Genomic DNA, 17,755 nt, shown 5'->3' with positions numbered 1-17,755 from the left:
CTGGGAGTACGCCATGGCCGACCGCTTGAACGGCACCCGCATCCTGATCCTGGAGGCCCGCGAGGAGGCGCAGTTCTCGAAGCTCCTGGTCGAGCAAGGCGCCGAGGTCGTGCAATGCCCGATGTTCACCATCGTGGATGCGCCGGACCCCGCTCCGGTCGAAGCCTGGATCCGCCGCGCCATAGACAAGCCGTTCGACGACCTCGTGCTGATGACCGGCGAAGGCCTGCGGCGGATCATGAAGCTCGCGCGCGCACGCGGGCTCGACCAGGCTCTGGTCGCAGCGCTGGCCAGATCGCGAAAATTCACCCGCGGCCCGAAGCCCGGCAAGGCGCTGCGCGAACTCTCGCTCGAGGCGCAACAGACCACGGAGAAGCCGACCACTGATGGCGTGATCGAGATGCTGGGCAAGCTCGATTTGAAGGGGCATCGCCTCGGCCTCCAGCTTTATCCGGACAAGGACCACAGCGCACTGACCGGCGCGTTGGCCGCGCAAGGTGCAGAGGTCGATACCGTGCTGCCCTATGCCTATGACTCCAAGGCAGCGGATGCCAACATCGTCGCTGCCATCGACGACATGGCAGAGGGACGAATCGATTCCGTCGCGCTGACCAATCTCGGGCAGGTCCGCCGGCTGATCGAGGCGGCCCGAGCGCATGGCAGCGAGGCGAAGCTGCGCGCGGGATTCGAGCGGACTCTGATCGCCTCGGTCGGACCATCAGTCTCGGCCGAACTCGCCGCGCATGGTTTGCGTATCGACATCTCGCCCCCGGATGATGCCTATTTCATGCGTCCGCTGATCTCGGCGATGGCTGCGGCGCTCGCCGGGAAACGACCGAAGGCTGCGGGCGGATAGCCGGGCAGGCGATACCTAGCCCGTCACCTGTGAAGCGGCCGACATCAACTCCTGCGGGCTCGGCGCGCCGAACATGCGCCGACCCCCGTCTGGAACCTCGGTGAAGGTCCAGCGTACGATCCCCTCCCGATCGAGAAGGAACTGGCCGAACAGTTGGCCCGAGCCAGCCGCCGCCATGCGCTGATCGGCTTCCGTCATCTCGTAGCCGTCCTTGCTGTTGAGCTGCTCGGAAGCCGCCAAACGATTCATGGGCCCCGATAATTCTCCGGGAATCTCCACCTGCATACTCATCACCACATCCATGCCGACCTTGCGCGGCCACTCGGTCTCGTCTTGCGTGAACTCGAGAGTGGGCAGGCCAAATGCGCGGTGCGAGACCCGATCGGGGTCAGAGGCCGCGAGCAGATTGGGCAGTGGATGATAGCGGAAATAGAGCCGTGCCCGGTCGATCGGCGTATTGACGATCGTCAGGCTCTCGATGCCCTTCCCGCGCAGCGCACCGTCAAGCTGCGCCTGCGCCGCGATGTGGCGGCGGCAGAACGGGCAGTGCAGACCACGATACAGGCCGACCAATATCGGGCTATGTCCGCGATAATCCTCGAGCGCGATCTTGCCTTCGCGCGTAATGGCATCCAGGACGATGTTCGGTGCAAGATCGCCCGGTTGAAGCGGCACATCGACTTGACGGTCTGACATGGTTGAACTCCCTCGAATTGGCTAGTCGAGAAACGGCAGTACGATCAGCCCGGCAGGATCGAGCCCGTGCCGGGCGCAGACATCATGGGCCAGCGCGAAATACCGCTCGGCCTCGGGCATGTCGCCTCGATCAAGGCTCAACGTCGCGAGGCCATCATAGCACGGAAATAGCTGTTGCGGCTCACCGGTCTCGCTCGCGACCTCGATGGCCTCGTTGTAGCAGCGCGCGGCCAGATCGGGGCGGAAGTGACATTGATGGATTTGTCCGAGCACGATCAAGGGTACCGGGAGATGCTCGCGCTGATCGAGCGCGCGATCGATCTCGATCGCTTTTTCGGCGGCCGGCACGCCTTCCTCGGTACATCTGTCCGTGAACGTACAGCAGGCGACGGCAAGGTTCGCAAGAAGGCGCGCCTGGAAGCCGAGATCCCCGGTTCGACGCGCGACGTCGAGTCCACGCCGGCAGACTTCGACGGCTTTCGCCGGATCGACAATCGTGTAGAGCACGCCGAGGTTGGTGTAGCCGCGACACGCGACGTTGAGCAGACCAGCCGCATCGGCTGCCGCGACACTTTGCTCCACCTCGCCTATCGCCTCGTGATGTCGCCCGAGCCGCGCCAGCGCAACCGCCTTGGTATTGAGGGCCTCCGCAATCGCACGCGCCGCTTCGAGCCCGGCCTGCTCGTCTGTGTCTCCCGGTACGGATCGCGCATGGCTGAGTGCCTCATCCGCCCATCTTGCTGCGGCTCCGTGATCGCCTACGCGAAAGGCCAGACGGCCCCGCTCCTGCAGGAGGTGCGCCCATTCGATCGGCGCGCTGATCCCGCCAAGCCGTCCAGCCGCGTCGGCATAGTGCGCCTCTGCGCTGATGCGTTTGCCGGCGTCCCAGCACAATCGGCCGAGCTTGCGAGCAATTCGCGCCTCACCGACGCGGTCTCCGGCCGCGCGGTGGCCCTCCAGCGCACACCGATAGTGCTCCTCGGCTGTGCTCCGGCGGCCAGCCACGCGACAAAGATCTGCAATGCACTCGTACAGGATGAGGCGTTCCGGCTGCCCTCCGTCGCCAGTCGACAGCACGGCGAGGGACTGCTGGTAGAAGCGGAGGGCGTCATCGTTGGCATAGCTGGCGCGTGCGCGATCGCCGGCCGCGCGCAGATGACGCGCCCCCTTCGGCTTGCTCGCGCTCAGACTGAAGTGATGTCCGAGCAGTATGAGATCTTCAAGACGCTCGGGCTCATTGCCATAGAGCCTCTCCAGCCCAGCACCAATCCGTCCATGAAGCTCGACCCGTCGCTGCAGAAGCAGGTTTTGGTAGATCACATCCTGAAGCATCGTTTGCGTGAAGCGGTAAGTCCGCAGCGAAATCGAGTTCGAGCCGGCGATCTCCTCGATGATCTCCGCGTCGCACAGAAGTTCGAGCCCTGCTTCGACCCTCGCCGGCTCAGTTGCAGCCACCCCGAGAGTAGCCGCATCGAAACGTGGACCGATTACCGCAGCCTCCTGCGCCAGGTGGCGCGCCTGATGCGGCAACCGGTCGAGGCGCGCCAGCAGCAACGCCTGAATGTTCGCCGGAATATCCGCCGTGGCTTCATCCGATTTCATCCGCCATTGCGTACCGTCGCGTTCCAGGGCGCCGGCCTCGATGAGACCGCGGATGATCTCTTCGAGGAAAAGCGGATTGCCGCCGGCGCGATCGAGGATTCGACCGAACAGGCGTCCCGGCGGTTCACGCCACCCCCGGCTGAAATACGCAGCAAGCAGCCTTTGTCCGTGCGCATCATCAAGCGGGGGCAGCCGAATGGTCGTGTGACTGATCCTGCTCGAACCGAACAGGTCCAGGTCCAGTGCTGGTCGATGCGTAAACAGCAGCATCAGCCGCGTCCGCTCCAACCGGTCCATCAGGAACCGCAAGGCTTCGAGCGACACCGCGTCGGCCCAATGCAGGTCCTCGACGATGATCAGAAGCGGCGACAACGCCAGGCGGCGTTCGAAGACAGTACGGATCGCGAAGAATATCTGCCGGCGGAGTTGCTCGGGCTCGACATGCTTGAGCACGCCTTCGGGATCACCGAGCCCGAGGACGTGCAGGTAGAGCGGCATCAGGCGATTGACTTCGTCACTCGCGAGGCCAAGCTCCGACAGTGCTTCCGCGACTTTCGCCTCTGCCTCCCTGCCGCCAGCCTTCTGCGCGATGCCGTAGGCACTGCGCAGCACGGCAGCGAGTGTGCCGTAGGATTGTTCGCCGAGCGGCGAGCAGGCCGCTTGTCTGATCGCCACCCCTGCGAAGCGATCCTCGTCGCGGATTCGGGTGGCGAATTCGCTGACCAGGCGCGTTTTCCCGATGCCAGCTTCACCGACCAGCCTTACCAGTTGGGCGGCACCGTTACAGGCAAGATCAAGGCTGCCGACCATGCGTGCAAGTTCGGCGTCACGTCCAATCAGCGGCGCGTCGAGGCCCAGCGTGTCGAGACCTCGCGCCGCACGGGGTGTGTCGAGCGGCTCTCTTAGGCGATGGACCAATACGCTTCCCATCTTGCCCTTGAGCGAGACCTCGCCAAGCGAGTCATAGGAGAACGCATGTCGCGTCAGACGATGAGTCAAGGACCCAACCAGCACCTCGCCCGGAGCCGCCATCGACTGCAATCGCTGGGCTGTATTCACCGTGTCGCCGGTCACCGAATAGGATTTGGCAACGCCCACGCCAAGCCCACCCGCAACGACATGCCCGGTATTGATGCCCACATGGAGCAGCAGCGGTGAGCCGGCATACGGCTCCGTGCGTTGGCTAAGAAGCGCCGTCCGGCCGATCATGTCGAGAGCAGCGCGTACGGCTCGCTCGGGATCGTCCTCGTGCGCCGCCGGCGCACCGAACAGCGCAAGCAGCGCATCGCCGATGAATTTGTCCACGAAGCCGCCAAAACTCTGGACCGCGGCCGTCAACTCCTCGAACAATTGGTTCTGAAGCGTCTGCATGATCTCAGGGTCGAGCCGCTCGCTCATCGCCGTGAAGCCGCTGAGATCGGCAAACAGCACAGTGATGGTGCGGCGGTTTGCTTCTCCGTCGACGTTGTCAGATTGCGGTCGAAACGCGTGTTGAGGCGTCTGCGGAAATGATGGTGAGGACGACCTGATTGGGAGAGGCGCCGGACTCGTCTGCGCCGATCCCTGCCCGTGATCATTCCTGGTCCCGCCGACCAGGACGCCGCACTTTGGGCAATAGACGAAATCCGGAGCGCACGGAAAGCCGCAGCCTGGGCACGCCTGCGGCTGCTTCGTGCCGCACTTCGGGCAGAAAGCAAAGCCGCTCTGAACCTCGAAACCGCAATCGGAGCAGTTCATGGCTCAAGACCTCGCGGAAGCCGCGATGGTGTGATCTGCTGGCCCTACTCGATTGGCCCCAGGATACAGACCAGAATGGGCTTTGCACGCCGGAAGAGCAAGCGCCGGCTGGTCACCGTATTGGCCCGGATAGCGAAGCGATGCTGCGGGCGCGCTGATGCACCGCACGTCGTGCGCCAAACATGGCGGCATGCGGTAGCGTCAATTGACAGGCGTATCCCCGGGGCTACCTTGCCGAGCAGAAGAACTAATAACCAAGGGCCGGGAATCGTCGTGAAACCCGTCGACGCATCTTGAGCAACCCCAAAAGACCTTCTGCGCTCGCGCCATTCCGCATCCGCAATTATCGTTTCCAGTGGCCGTCCGACCTTCTCACCTCCTGGGCATTCGAGATCGAAACTCTCGTGCTCGGCTGGTACATCCTGGTCGAGACAGGCTCGGTGCTGCTGCTTACCATTCTCGCGTCGCTGCAATATGTCGGAACCCTGATCGCTCCGGTGCTCGGGATGGTCGGTGATCGCATGGGTCACCGCGATCTTCTTGTCGTGCTGCGTCTCGCCTATACGGTCCTCGCTTCGACCATCATGGTTCTCGCGCTGACCGGCCATCTGACGCCGCTCAAGGTGATGATCATCGTGACGATCATGGGCCTGATCCGCTCTTCGGATCTCGGCCTTCGCAGCGCGCTTCTCGCCGACATCATGCCGACCGAGTTGCTGGTGGGGGCGATCAGCCTGTCACGCACGACCCAGGACAGCGCGCGCATCGCCGGGGCGCTGACGGGAGCCGGACTGTTCGCGATTTTCGGTATCGGCAAAGTGTATGCAGTCATCGCATGTCTTTATTTTGGGGCCGCTGGTCTGATGCTGTGCCTGACCCGACCGGCGAAGTCCGCCGAGCATCGCTTGATGGAATCCCATTCCGGCTCGCGGTTGCTGCGCGATCTCAAGGAAGGCATCGTGTATTCCTGGAACGGGCCGGCAATGCTGGCAGCGCTTTGCGTCGCCTTCCTCGTCAATCTCACCGCGTTTCCGCTGACGAATGGATTGCTGCCTTACATCGCGCGCGACATCTTTCACACCGACCAGACCGGCCTCGGTTATCTCTCGGCGAGCTTCGCCTCGGGCTCGCTGATCGGCTCCGTCACGCTCAGCCTGGTTGGCGGCCTGCGCATTGCCCGGCTCCTGATCGGCGCCACGCTGGCATGGTACACGCTGCTGCTGGTGTTCGTCGAAATCAGGACCATGCCGGTCGCGATGGCCTGCCTCGTGCTGGCCGGCATCGCGCAGAGCATCTCGATGATTTCGGCCGCGGTGATCCTGATGCGGACGGCCAGCGCACATCTGCGTGGTCGCGTGATGGGGGTGCGGATGATGGTGATCTACGGCCTGCCGATCGGATTGCTCGCGGCCGGCAGCCTGATCGACCTCATCGGCTATTCGGCGACGGGGTCGCTCTACGCCGCTGCCGGCTTCGTTGCGATGCTGGCCATCGCCATCCGCTGGCGCGCCGACCTCTGGCCGGTGCACGCGCCCGCGAACGCGCGCTAGAATCCCGCTCCGATGAATCGGAACGGGTTCTAGATTCTTGTTTTGACGCGTTTTCTTAACGCGAACCGGTCTCCACTTCGCTCGAAAACGCGCTAGTCCCCGTATCCGCGCAGCCGCTCGACATTGAGGATCGTGACACCGCCGTATTCCAACCGCAGCAGGCCCTCTTTCTCCAGCCGGTTCAATGCGCGGTTGGCATTCTGGCGCGACATGCCGGAGAGCGCACCGATCTCCTCCTGGGTAATCTCCAGGTGTGCAGTCGATTCCGGATAGAGGATCGGGTTGAACAGCGAGGCGATGCTCCGGGCCAGCCGGGCGGTGGCATCCAGCGTACGGTTGACCTCGAGCATGCCGATGAACTGGCCGAGCCGCTCGTTGAGCTGGCGCACCAGGAAGCGGTTGAAGCCCACGCTGTTCTCGAACAGCCACATGAAGGCGCTGCGCTCCATCAACGCGACGCGGCTGTCGCGCAGGGCGACCACATCGTAGCGGCGCAGCTCGTTCTTGAGCACGCTGCCCTCGCCGAACCAGGCGCCTGCCGTGAGCCCGGCAAGGCTGGTCTCCTTGCCGTCGCGTGACACGCCGCCCATGCGGGCCAAGCCGCTCACCATGCCGGCCCAATAATCGAATTTGTCACCGCGCATGAACACGGTCTCGCCGGTGCCGTAGGCCCGCTCCGTGATCCCGGCGCGGGCGACCTCGATCTCCGCTGGCGTGAGCTCGCGCGACCAGGCGGCGACTCGCTTGAGTTGATCCTCTGAAATCATGATCGAGAGGCCAGCCGCACCGTTTCGTCACTCCATCCTTCTGTTGCACCGCAACACAATCATTCCCGCCCACCATCCGACGAAAGATGGAGGCCGCAGCCGCCCCAAAAACTTTGTCGCAGAATTGTCAGGCCGGAGACATTTCAAAATAGCGCTTTCCCCTATTGAGGACCACCTCGGGCGATGCGGCTTTTGATCCCAAACGGGAGGGAAAGCGGCGCGGCTCCCGCCGGGACCATGTGCTGCATGGCCTGACCGGGACGACCGTACTAGGATCGCCCGGGAGGAACCGACGAAGAGCGCCGCTGAACGCGCCATCACCGGGAGGGATTTGTTTGGTGGCTACCAGTCTCGAAGTGCGCGGCGTGTCCTTGCGATTCGGCGGCGTTCGCGCGCTGACGGACGTCAGCTTCGCCATCAACGAGGGCGAGCTGTTCTCGATCATCGGTCCCAACGGAGCCGGCAAGACCTCGATCGTGAACTGCATTTCCGGCCGCTATAAGCCGACCGAAGGCCAGCTGTTCTACCAGGGCCGCGACATCACCGGCCTGACGCCGAATGCGCGTCCCAAGCTCGGCATCGGCCGTACCTTCCAGAATCTCGCGCTGTTCCACCATATGAGCGTGCTCGACAACATCATGGTCGGGCGCCATCACCTGCTGACGAACAACTTCCTCACGGGATCGCTGTACTGGCTCACCGGCGCGCGCAAGGAAGAGCTCGAACACCGCCGCAAGGTCGAAGAGATCATCGACTTCCTCGATCTCCAATCGGTGCGCAAGGCGACCGCCGGCACCCTCCCCTATGGCCTGCGCAAGCGCGTCGAGCTCGCCCGCGCCATGGCGCTGGAGCCGCGCCTCATCCTCCTCGACGAGCCGATGGCCGGCATGAACTTCGAAGAGAAGGAAGACATGGCCCGCTACATCGTCGACCTCAACGAGGAGTTCGGCATGACGGTGGTCATGATCGAGCACGACATGGGCGTGGTGATGGACATTTCCCACCGCGTCATGGTGCTGGATTTCGGCCGCAAGATCGCCGAGGGCGACCCCGCCGCCGTGCTCGCGGATCCCCACGTCCGGCGCGCCTATCTCGGTGAAGAAGACGAAGCGCTGGTCGATCCTGACGATGCTCCGCCGGCGCAGGAGAGCGCGGCATGATGGATTACGCAGGGCGCGTCGCCCAGGCCGACACCTATCCGAAGATGCTCCGGCTCAATGCGAAGGAGCATGGCAACGAGATCGCGCTGCGCGAAAAGGATCTCGGCCTCTGGCGTCCGTTCACCTGGAACGACTACCAGACCCGCGTGCGCGACTTCGCGCTCGGCCTGATCGAGCTCGGGCTCGGCCGCGGCGACGTCATCGGCATCATCGGCGATAACCGGCCGGATTGGGTTGCGGCGGAAGTGGCCGCCCACGCGATCGGCGGAATGAGCCTCGGGCTCTATCGCGACGTGCTGGATGAAGAGGCCTCCTATCTCCTCAATTACGGCGAAGCGCAGCTCGTGTTCGCCGAGGACGAGGAGCAGGTCGACAAGCTGCTGGCGCTGGCCGAGCGCGTGCCTGATCTCAGGCACATCATCTATTCCGATCCGCGCGGCATGCGGAAATATGACGATCCGCGCCTGATGTCGGCGGAAAAATTTGCCGAGCTCGGCCGTGCCCGGGCAGCGCGCGAGCCAGAGCTCTACGATCGGCTCGTCGATGCCACCAAGGGCGAGGACGTTGCTATCCTCTGCACGACGTCGGGCACCACCTCGCACCCGAAGCTCGCGATGCTCGCTGCCGGCCGCGTGCTCGGCCATTGCGCCACTTATCTCGCCTTCGATCCGAAAGGCCCGGACGACGAATACGTTTCAGTGCTGCCGCTGCCCTGGATCATGGAGCAGGTCTACGTGCTCGGCAAAGGCCTGCTGTGCCGGATGAAGATCAACTTCGTCGAAGAGCCCGATACGATGATGAACGATCTGCGCGAAATCGCGCCGACCTTCGTGCTCTTCGCCCCGCGCGTCTGGGAATCCATCGCCGCCGACGTCCGCGCCAAGGTGATGGATGCGACGCCCTTCAAGCAGCGCCTCTTCGACATCGGGATGAAGTCGGGCCTCGCCGCGCTCGCCGAAGGCAAGCGCTCCGGCTTTGCCGATGCGGTCCTGTTCCGCGCGCTGCGCGACCGCCTCGGCTTCACCCGCCTGCGCTCGGCCGCCACCGGTGGCGCGGCGTTGGGTCCCGAGACCTTCAAGTTCTTCCAGGCCATGGGCGTGCCGCTGCGCACGCTCTACGGCCAGACTGAACTGCTTGGCGCCTACACGCTGCATCCCGAGGGGAAGGTCGATCCTGACACGACAGGCGTGCCGATGGCCGACAGCGTCGAGATCCGCATCGACAATGCCGACGTCCACGGCGTCGGCGAGATCGTGGTGCGGCATCCCAACATGTTCCTCGGCTATTACAAGAACCCGGAAGCAAGCATCGCCGACATCAGGGACGGCTGGATGCTGTCGGGCGATGCCGGCTATTTCAACGACAACAAGCAACTCGTCGTCATCGACCGGATCAAGGATCTCGCCGAGACCTCGCGCGGCGAGCGCTTCTCGCCGCAATTCATCGAGAACAAGCTGAAATTCTCGCCCTATATCGCGGAGGCCGTGGTGCTCGGCGCCGGCCGCGATGCGCTCGCGGCGATGATCTGCATCCGCTATTCCATCATCTCGAAATGGGCGGAGAAGAACCGGCTCTCGTTCACGACCTACAGCGACCTTGCCTCCCGGCCCGAGGTCTACAGGCTGCTGCAGAAGGAGGTCGAGACCGTCAACGCCACGCTGCCGCCGGCACAGCGCATCTCGCGCTTCCTGCTGCTCTACAAGGAGCTCGACGCCGACGACGGCGAGCTCACCCGCACGAGAAAGGTGCGCCGCGGCGTCATCAACGAGAAATACGCCGGAATCATCGACGCCATCTACCGCGGCGATGCCGACATCCCCGTCGACACCGTGATCCGCTTCCAGGACGGCACCACACAGCGCGTGCGCACGACGCTGCGCGTGGTGGACCTCGGCGGACAAGGCCCCATGGCGGAGGCTGCGGAGTGAAACAGGTGTTCGTCGCGGACGATGCTGCCCTTCGCCTCTCCCCGCTTGCGGGGAGAGGCCGGAGCGCGTCAGCGATCCGGGTGAGGGGGAGCCTCCGCAAGGGAGGTGACAATCATTTCGAGAACGCCGACCGGATTGCTCAACACATCGTTGTTCCAGAACCGCAGTATCCGATAGTTTCGATCGGCCAGCCATTTGTCGCGCACGGCGTCGCGCCGGCTGTCGGCGTGCTGGCCACCATCGACCTCGACGATCAACCGCGCCTCGCGGCAAATAAAGTCGACCGTGTATGGGCCGATCGGCTCCTGCCGAACGAATTTGTATCCGCCCAGCCTGCGGGCGCGCAAGCGATACCAGAGTTTTCCTTCCGCATCCGTCAACGCCGTTCGCAAGTGTCTGGCGCGCTCGGTCTTGGATTCATCAGCACCTCGCATGCGGAGACTCCCCCTCACCCGCCGCGCGTTCCGCGCGTCGGCCTCTCCCCGCAAGCGGGGAGAGGCGAAGATAACACGGAACCAGCATGAACACCGCTTTCCTCATCCAGCTTCTGGTCAACGGCCTCGTGGTCGGCACGCTCTACGGCGTGGTCGCGATGTCGTTTGTGCTGATCTACAAGGCGACGCAGGTCGTCAATTTCGCGCAAGGCGAGTTACTGCTGGTCGGCGCCTGGGTGTGCTGGGCGCTGCTCGCAAAGTACCAGGTGCCGTTCTGGATCGGCATGCCGATGACGCTGGTGTTCATGTTCGTGTTCGGCATCGCGATCCAGGTCCTGATCCTCAGGCCGATGATCGGTGAGCCCATCATTTCCGTGATCATGGTGACGATCGGCCTCTCCACCGTGCTCCAGGCGACGCTGAAATGGATGTTCGGCGTCAATCCGCAGCCGTTCCCGCGCGTGTTCGAGAGCCAGTCCGTCGGACTGTTCGGGCTCCAGATCCAGACCGTCTATGTCATGAGCCTCGTGGTTTCGGTCGCGATGATGATCGGCATGGCCTGGTTCTTTCGCGCCTCGAAATACGGCCTCGCGATGCGTGCCACCGCATTCAACCAGCAGGTGGCGCAGTCGCTCGGCATTTCCGTGAAGAGTGTTTTTGCGATGGCGTGGGCGATCTCGGCGACTGTCTCGGCAGTCGCGGGCGTGGTGGTCGCCGTGGTCAACGGCGTGTCCTCGGGCCTCGCCGCCTACGGCATCAAGGTGTTTCCGGCGGCGATCCTCGGCGGGCTCGATTCCGTCGGCGGCGCCGTGCTCGGCGGCATCATCATCGGCCTGCTCGAGAACGTCGCGCAATATGTCGACAGCGAGTATCTGCACTGGGGCAATCTCTACGAGATCGCGCCGTTCTACGTCCTCATCATCGTGCTGATGATCAAGCCCTACGGCCTGTTCGGCACCCACGACATCGAGCGGATCTGACCCATGGCCGGCCCTGCCCTCATCCCTGCTGGTGATTTCCGCACCTCCTATGCGGCCGACACCACGATCTTCCCGACCACGACCAGCCGCAACTTCGCAATTGCCGGCGTGCTGCTGCTCTGCCTTGTGCCGCAAGTCCTCGGAGGATACTGGCTCAGCATTTTGATCCAGATCGGCATTTTCTCGATCGCGGCGCTGGGGCTGAACATCCTGGTCGGTTTCACCGGCCAGATCTCGATCGGCCACGCTGCCTTCTTCCTGCTCGGCGCCTTCTCCTCCGCCTACATCTCCAACAACGCACCGATCCCGGTGTTCTTCGCGATCCCGCTCGCGGGTGTCGTCACCGCGCTGGTCGGGTTGATCTTCGGCATCCCGGCGGCGCGGCTCAAGGGTCTCTACCTCGTCATCGCCACGCTCGCCGCGCAATATATCCTGCTCGACTTCTTCTCGCGCGCCGAATGGTTTTCCGGCGGATCGGTGCCCGCCAGCGCAAATCCGTTCTCGATCTTCGGCTACACGCTGCGCGGCGACCGGCAGTATTTCTATGTCGTGCTGGCCTATGTGCTGGCGAGCTACATCCTCGTCACCAATCTGATGCGCACGCGCGACGGTCGTGCGCTGGTGGCGATCCGCGACCATTATCTCTCCGCCGAGATCATGGGCATCAATCTGACCAAATACCGCACGCTGTCGTTCGGGCTCGCCGCCTTCTTCGCCGGCATCGCCGGCGCGCTTTATGCGCACTACCAGCTCGTGGTCTCGCAGGAGGGTTTCGGCATCGAGCGCTCGATCCTGTTCCTCGCCATGATCATCATCGGCGGCACCGGCTCGATCATGGGCACGCTGATGGGCACGGCCTTCGTGGTGTTGCTGCCGGAATCGATCGAATTGCTCAGCCTGTACCTGAAGGGCGGCGCGATCGACAAGGCGCTGGCACTCAACAACAACATCACCTTCCTGCGAGAGATCACCATCGGACTGATCATCATCGCATTCCTGATGTTCGAGCCTGATGGCCTTGCGCATCGCTGGCGACAGATCAAGGCATACTGGAAGCTCTACCCGTTCTCGCACTGAGCGCGGCAACTGCACTTAAACAATAAACCGGAGGAACCGACCCATGAAGATGAAGGCCCTTTTGAGCACCGCATCGCTCGCGATTGCGATCGCCACATTCTCGGCCAGCGCGCAGGCGCAGATCGCGATCGGCCATCTCGCCGATTATTCCGGCGGCACCTCCGACGTCGGCACGCCCTACGGCCAGGCGGTCGCCGACACGTTTGCCTGGGTCAACAAGAACGGCGGCGTCGGCGGCAAGCAGCTCAACGTCGACACCAACGATTACGGCTATCAGGTGCCGAAGGCGATCGCGCTTTACAAGAAGTGGTCCGCTCCCGACAGCAAAGTCGCGGCCATCATGGGCTGGGGCACCGCGGATACCGAGGCGCTGACCGGCTTCCTCGCCCAGGACAAGATCCCTGATCTCTCCGGCTCCTACGCGGCCGCACTCACCGATCCCGAAGGCGTCAGCGGAAAGGCGAAGCCCGCTCCCTACAATTTCTTCTACGGTCCGAGCTATTCGGACTCGCTGCGCGCGATGCTGATCTGGGCGGCCGAGGACTGGAAGGCCAAGGGCAAGCCCGGCAAGCCGAAATTCGTGCACATGGGCGCCAACCATCCCTATCCGAACGCGCCGAAGGCCGCCGGCGAAGCCATGGCGCAGGAACTCGGCTTCGAGGTGCTGCCGCCGCTGGTGTTCGCGCTCGCACCGGGTGACTACAGCGCACAGTGCCTGAGCCTGAAATCGTCGGGCGCCAACTACGCCTATCTCGGCAACACCGCGGCTTCCAACATCTCGGTGATGAAGGCCTGCAAGACCGCAGGCGTCGAGATCCAGTTCATGGGCAACGTCTGGGGCATGGATGAGAACGCCGCCAAGACGGCCGGCGATGCCGCCAACGGCGTGATCTTCCCGCTGCGCACCGCAGTGAGCTGGGGCGGCGATGCACCCGGCATGAAGACGGTGATGGAGATATCCAAGATGTCCGACCCCACCGGCAAGGTCTATCGCCCCGTGCACTACATCGCCGCCGTTTGCTCGGCACTGTACATGAAGGAGGCGCTCGACTGGGCCGTCAAGAACGGCGGCGCCACCGGCGACAACGTCGCGAAGGGCTTCTACCAGAAGAAGGACTGGGTGCCGGCTGGCATGGAGGGCGTCTGCAATCCCTCGACCTGGACCGACAAGGACCATCGCGGCACGCTGAAGGTCGACCTCTATCGTACCAAGATCACAGGCGCGACCGACGGCGATCTCAACGATCTCATGGCCAAGGGCACGATCAAGCTCGAGAAGGTCAAGACCGTCGAGCTGCCGCGCAAGCCGGAACTGCTGGGCTGGTGAGCCTAATTGTTTCCTCACACACAACTGTCATCCCCCGCCTTGTGCCCAGCGCGCACTGGAGCGGGGGATCCAGTACGCCACGGCTTCTCAGTAAATCTCAGGCGTCTCTGGAATACTGGATCGCCCGGTCGAGCCGGGCGACGACGGCGGAGATTGATCAAGCATGACCGACACCCTCGAAGCATCCCGCGCCAAGCCCACTGCCGTGGCCCCCGCCCCCCTCCTCGCCGTGCGCAACATCGAGGTCGTCTATGACGACGTCATCCTGGTGCTGCGCGGCCTCAGCCTTGACGTGCCCAAGGGCGCGATCGTGGCGCTGCTCGGGGCCAACGGCGCCGGCAAGTCGACCACGCTGAAGGCGATCTCGGGGCTGCTCAAGACCGAGGACGGCGAGGTCACGCGTGGCGAGATCCTGTTCGAGGGCGAGCCGATCGCCGGTATCGATCCTGACAAGATCGTCCGCCGCGGCATCTTCCAGGTAATGGAGGGTCGCCGCATCGTCGCCGACATGACGTCGCTGGAAAACCTCAGGCTCGGTGCTTTCACCCGCAAAGACCGCGAGGTCGACGCCGATCTCGACATGGTCTTCAACTATTTCCCGCGCCTGAAGGAGCGCACGGGCCTCGCCGGCTATCTCTCCGGCGGCGAGCAGCAGATGCTCGCGATCGGCCGCGCGCTGATGGCGCGTCCGAAGATGATCTTGATGGACGAGCCGTCGATGGGCCTGTCGCCGCTGCTGGTGAAGGAGGTGTTCTCGATCATCCAGAAGATCAACCGAGACCTCGGCGTCACCATCCTGCTGGTCGAGCAGAACGCGCGCGCCGCACTGTCGGTGGCAAGCCACGGCTACATCATGGAGCAGGGCAAGGTCGTGCTCGACGGCACCGCGGACGAACTGCGCGACAACGAGGACGTCAAGGAATTCTACCTCGGCGGCGCCGGCGACCAGCGCAAGAGCTTCAAGAATCTCAAGAGCTTCAAGCGGCGCAAGCGGTGGCTTTAATTTTCAAGAACCTGCTCCGCTTCCGTGACCGCACAGAGAACATGATAGAACGACGACGCAGGAATGGTGTCGATCAGCGATTTGCCGTCGCTGTCGAACTGGTCGTACCAGCCGCCCCGCACGGGATGGCTGAGGTAATGCCGTTCGAGCCGCACCAGCGCCGCCCGCGCCTCCTCCGCCGCGCCCGCCTCACCGGATTCGGCCTGCGCAATCCACGCTTTTGCGATCTCGGTCTGCGGCCACAGCCGGCGCGTCGCGCGGCGGATGTTGCCGGCATCGTCGCCCTCGTCGACGAGACAGCCGGTGGCCGCGTCGCGATGGCGCAGCGCGGTCGCAAGCAGCTCGGCACGCCGAGTCCCGGTCGGGCAGCCCGTGATGCGTTCGAACCCTTTCAGCAGCCAGACCCATTCCGCCTGGTGACCGGCCTCGACGCTGACCGGCTCGATCTTCGACCAGTCCTCCTCGAAATATTCGCCGAGGGCACATTTCCGCTTGTCGTAGAGATTGGCGAGGAACAGCGCAAAGAATTCCCCGGCGCGGTTCTGGAACGACAAATCGTGGGTCGCGTCGAAACAGGCGATCATCGCCTCGAACAGATGCATGTGCGGATTCTGCCGGCGCGGCAGCGACACCGGCAGGCTTTCATGCACGCCGCCGTGCGGCGAACGCAGATGACCGTCGAGGAAGGCGAGCAGCGCATCGATCTCGCCGCGGATCTGCGCGTCCTGGTCGAGCGCGTAGACCGTCGCCAGTGCGGACAGGATGAAGGCGTGGTCGTAGGCGTCGCGCCGCGAATCCAGCGCGGCGCCGTCAGGCGTCAGCCGGTGCACATAGCCGGGCTTGCCGTCGGGCGCCTTCGCTTTGGCGAGCAGATGCTCGAGCCCCTTCAACGCGATGGCACGCCCTTGCGGATACCAGCCCATCTGCGCCGCCTTGGCGTAGCACCAGATCTGGCGCGCCTGCACGAACACGCGCCGCGGCGCGGCCGTATCGGCGGTGCCGTCACGATGCAGCCGGTCGATGAAGCCGCCCGAGGCGCTGTCCCAGCCGACGCTGGACCACAGCGGGAACGCATCCTCGATCATGCGGGCCTTCAGGCGCGCGACGACGCCAGTCGTCTCGTCCGCCTGAATGATGTTCTCGTCCGCCATTGCGTCCTCTCCACGGTCCGCCAGTGGCCGTCTGATACCCATGCAGGCGGCGGCGCGCAACGGATGCCAACCCGGAAAGACCTGTCATGAAAGAACTGCCATGAAAGAACTGCCATGACCGCCCATTACGACGCCCTCGAGACGCGCGAGCAAGCGGCGCGCGAGGCCGACCTGTTCGCCCGCCTGCCGGACGTGCTGCGCTGCGCGATGAGGGCGCCGGCCTATGCCGAGCGGCTGAAGGGGATCGATCCGGCCTCGATGACGTCCAGGACGGCGCTGACGGGCCTTCCGGTGCTACGCAAGTCGGAACTGCCGGCCCTGCACAAAGCCTCGGCGCCCTTCGGCGGCTTCGTGGCAGCTGCTCCCGGTTCGTTCGCTCGCCTCTTCACCTCGCCGGGCCCGATCTTCGAGCCGGAGGGACGCCAGGCCGATCCCTGGCGCGGCGCACGTGCCCTGTTCGCGGCCGGGTTCCGTCCCGACGACATCGTGCTCAATACCTTCAGCTACCACCTCACCCCCGGCGGCTTCATCTTCGATGCCTCGGCGCGCGCGCTGGGCTGCGCGGTGATCCCGGCAGGCCCCGGCAATACCGAACAGCAGTTCGAGCTGATCGAAGCCTACCGTCCGGTCGGCTATAGCGGCACACCGGATTTCCTGAAGATCCTGCTCGATGCCGCCGCGACAGCGGGCCGCGACGTCTCCTCGATCAAGCGCGCGCTGGTTTCGGGCGCGGCGTTCCCGCCCTCGCTCCAGGCCGAGATCAAGGCGCGCGGCATCGATGCCTACCAGGCGTTCGGCACCGCCGATCTCGGCCTCATCGCGTTCGAGACCGAGGCGCGCGATGGCATGGTCGTGACCGAGGATCTGATCATGGAGATCGTCAAGCCTGGCACCGGCGACCCGGTGGTGCCGGGCGACGTCGGCGAGATCGTGGTGACCTCGCTCGATCCGCACCATCCCTGGATCCGGCTCGCGCTCGGCGACCTCACGGCAGCGCTGCCCGGCCCCAGCAAATGCGGCCGCACCAACATGCGCATCAAGGGCTGGATGGGCCGTGCCGACCAGACCACCAAGGTCAAGGGCATGTTCGTCCGCCCCGAACAGGTCGCCGAGATCGGCAAGCGCCATCCCGCGCTCGGCCGACTGCGGCTCGTCGTCACCCGCCAGGGCGAGGCCGATGCGATGACGCTGAAGGCGGAAGCAGCAGCCGCCAGCGATGCGCTGCGTGACGAGATCGCGAGCACACTGCGCGCCGTGACGAAACTCGGCGGCGCGGTCGAGCTGGTCAGCCCGGGCGCGCTGCCGAACGACGGCAAGGTGATTGCGGACGAGCGATAAGCATCCCGCTATTCCGACTCAGGACTGTTCGGCCGATCGGCGATACGCCTCGTAGGCGCGCTGCAGGCCGTCCCGAAGCGACGTCGTCGCGCGCCAGCCGAGCTTGTCGAGCCTGCTGACATCGAGCAGCTTGCGCGGCGTACCGTCGG

Annotated in this window: 14 protein-coding genes and 1 pseudogene; 9 read left to right on the top strand and 6 right to left on the bottom strand. The window is 64.3% G+C overall.

What is annotated here, in order from left to right:
- Positions 1 to 13 precede the first annotated feature (13 nt).
- Positions 14 to 856 (top strand): uroporphyrinogen-III synthase, encoded by an 843-nt coding sequence (locus JQ631_RS30130; RefSeq protein WP_212333174.1) that lies wholly within the window; start codon positions 14 to 16, stop codon positions 854 to 856.
- 15 nt (positions 857 to 871) lie between these two features.
- Here the strand turns inward: JQ631_RS30130 and JQ631_RS30125 are convergent, their stop codons facing one another.
- Together JQ631_RS30125 and JQ631_RS30120 are read right to left on the bottom strand one after the other, a co-directional pair.
- Positions 872 to 1,552 (bottom strand): redoxin domain-containing protein, encoded by a 681-nt coding sequence (locus JQ631_RS30125; RefSeq protein WP_212333173.1) that lies wholly within the window; start codon positions 1,550 to 1,552, stop codon positions 872 to 874.
- Between the two features lie 21 nt (positions 1,553 to 1,573).
- A complete protein-coding gene (locus JQ631_RS30120) occupies positions 1,574 to 4,891 on the bottom strand; it encodes an adenylate/guanylate cyclase domain-containing protein (RefSeq protein WP_212333172.1) in 3,318 nt (1,105 codons plus the stop codon).
- Positions 4,892 to 5,184: 293 nt separating this feature from the next.
- On the opposite strand from JQ631_RS30120, the gene JQ631_RS30115 reads away from it, so the two are divergent.
- Positions 5,185 to 6,441, top strand: a complete 1,257-nt coding sequence (locus tag JQ631_RS30115) for an MFS transporter (RefSeq protein ID WP_212333171.1) — start codon at positions 5,185 to 5,187, stop codon at positions 6,439 to 6,441.
- A gap of 92 nt (positions 6,442 to 6,533) precedes the next feature.
- Here the strand turns inward: JQ631_RS30115 and JQ631_RS30110 are convergent, their stop codons facing one another.
- Complete coding sequence (locus JQ631_RS30110; protein ID WP_212333169.1) at positions 6,534 to 7,208, bottom strand: Crp/Fnr family transcriptional regulator; 675 nt, start codon at positions 7,206 to 7,208, stop codon at positions 6,534 to 6,536.
- Positions 7,209 to 7,546: 338 nt separating this feature from the next.
- On the opposite strand from JQ631_RS30110, the gene JQ631_RS30105 reads away from it, so the two are divergent.
- Together JQ631_RS30105 and JQ631_RS30100 are read left to right on the top strand one after the other, a co-directional pair.
- On the top strand, positions 7,547 to 8,368 hold the full coding sequence (locus tag JQ631_RS30105) for an ABC transporter ATP-binding protein (RefSeq protein ID WP_212333167.1): 822 nt from the start codon (positions 7,547 to 7,549) through the stop codon (positions 8,366 to 8,368).
- Complete coding sequence (locus JQ631_RS30100; protein WP_212333164.1) at positions 8,365 to 10,296, top strand: long-chain fatty acid--CoA ligase; 1,932 nt, start codon at positions 8,365 to 8,367, stop codon at positions 10,294 to 10,296. The genes JQ631_RS30105 and JQ631_RS30100 overlap by 4 nt, the downstream gene beginning before the upstream one ends.
- A 68-nt stretch (positions 10,297 to 10,364) precedes the next feature.
- Here the strand turns inward: JQ631_RS30100 and JQ631_RS30095 are convergent, their stop codons facing one another.
- Positions 10,365 to 10,730, bottom strand: coding sequence for an endonuclease domain-containing protein (locus JQ631_RS30095; protein ID WP_212333162.1), 366 nt, complete (start codon positions 10,728 to 10,730; stop codon positions 10,365 to 10,367).
- Between the two features lie 86 nt (positions 10,731 to 10,816).
- On the opposite strand from JQ631_RS30095, the gene JQ631_RS30090 reads away from it, so the two are divergent.
- The 4 genes from JQ631_RS30090 to JQ631_RS30075 all read left to right on the top strand — a co-directional run bounded on the left by JQ631_RS30090 (position 10,817) and on the right by JQ631_RS30075 (position 15,117).
- The gene (locus JQ631_RS30090; protein ID WP_212333160.1) at positions 10,817 to 11,710 is read left to right on the top strand and encodes a branched-chain amino acid ABC transporter permease; all 894 of its coding nucleotides are present in this window, start codon (positions 10,817 to 10,819) and stop codon (positions 11,708 to 11,710) included.
- 3 nt (positions 11,711 to 11,713) lie between these two features.
- On the top strand, positions 11,714 to 12,787 hold the full coding sequence (locus JQ631_RS30085) for a branched-chain amino acid ABC transporter permease (protein ID WP_212333158.1): 1,074 nt from the start codon (positions 11,714 to 11,716) through the stop codon (positions 12,785 to 12,787).
- Positions 12,788 to 12,830: 43 nt separating this feature from the next.
- Positions 12,831 to 14,114 carry an ABC transporter substrate-binding protein gene (locus JQ631_RS30080; RefSeq protein WP_212333156.1) on the top strand — a complete coding sequence of 428 codons (1,284 nt, stop codon included), beginning with the start codon at positions 12,831 to 12,833 and terminating at the stop codon, positions 14,112 to 14,114.
- Positions 14,115 to 14,277: 163 nt separating this feature from the next.
- Positions 14,278 to 15,117 (top strand): ABC transporter ATP-binding protein, encoded by an 840-nt coding sequence (locus tag JQ631_RS30075; protein ID WP_212333154.1) that lies wholly within the window; start codon positions 14,278 to 14,280, stop codon positions 15,115 to 15,117.
- Here the strand turns inward: JQ631_RS30075 and JQ631_RS30070 are convergent.
- Positions 15,114 to 16,268, bottom strand: a complete 1,155-nt coding sequence (locus tag JQ631_RS30070) for an AGE family epimerase/isomerase (protein ID WP_212333153.1) — start codon at positions 16,266 to 16,268, stop codon at positions 15,114 to 15,116. The two genes, JQ631_RS30075 and JQ631_RS30070, sit on opposite strands and share 4 nt — an antisense overlap.
- A 114-nt stretch (positions 16,269 to 16,382) precedes the next feature.
- Here JQ631_RS30070 and JQ631_RS30065 point away from each other — a divergent pair, with 114 nt between their 5' ends.
- Positions 16,383 to 17,606, top strand: coding sequence for a phenylacetate--CoA ligase family protein (locus JQ631_RS30065; RefSeq protein WP_212333152.1), 1,224 nt, complete (start codon positions 16,383 to 16,385; stop codon positions 17,604 to 17,606).
- Between the two features lie 18 nt (positions 17,607 to 17,624).
- Here the strand turns inward: JQ631_RS30065 and JQ631_RS32420 are convergent.
- Positions 17,625 to 17,755 (bottom strand): annotated as a pseudogene (locus JQ631_RS32420) (GDP-L-fucose synthase); the annotation flags it as partial.

It is taken from the genome of Bradyrhizobium manausense, assembly GCF_018131105.1.
In the GTDB taxonomy this organism is placed as follows: domain Bacteria; phylum Pseudomonadota; class Alphaproteobacteria; order Rhizobiales; family Xanthobacteraceae; genus Bradyrhizobium; species Bradyrhizobium manausense_B.
Note: the sequence above shows the minus strand (reverse complement) of the source record. Positions and strands in the feature narration are given on the sequence as shown.